This is a genomic window from Peribacillus sp. SIMBA_075, assembly GCF_046534585.1.
Genome location: NZ_JAWRYN010001299.1, coordinates 1 through 247 on the forward strand (window position 1 = coordinate 1; position 247 = coordinate 247).

The following is a 247-nucleotide window of genomic DNA, read 5'->3' on the forward strand; positions in this document are numbered from 1 at the left end:
GCCAAACGCCTCGGCATGCAGGCAATGGTGTCACACCGCTCCGGTGAAACCCTCGACACCTTCATCGCCGACCTCGTCGTCGGCACCGGCGTCGGCCAGATCAAATCCGGCGCGCCCGCCCGCGGCGAACGGATCGCGAAATACAACCGCCTCACCGAAATCGAAGCCATGACCCCACGGATTCCCTACGGCCTTCTGCCCATCACCACCCCGGCGACCGAAACAGTCTCCCCCTAAGCCGCTCGCG

At 65.6% G+C, this 247-nt stretch carries 1 pseudogene; it reads left to right on the top strand.

Features of this window, described 5'->3' with window-relative positions:
- A pseudogene (locus SB775_RS32535) lies at nt 1-237 on the top strand (hypothetical protein); the annotation flags it as partial.
- Between the last annotated feature and the right edge of the window lie 10 nt (nt 238-247).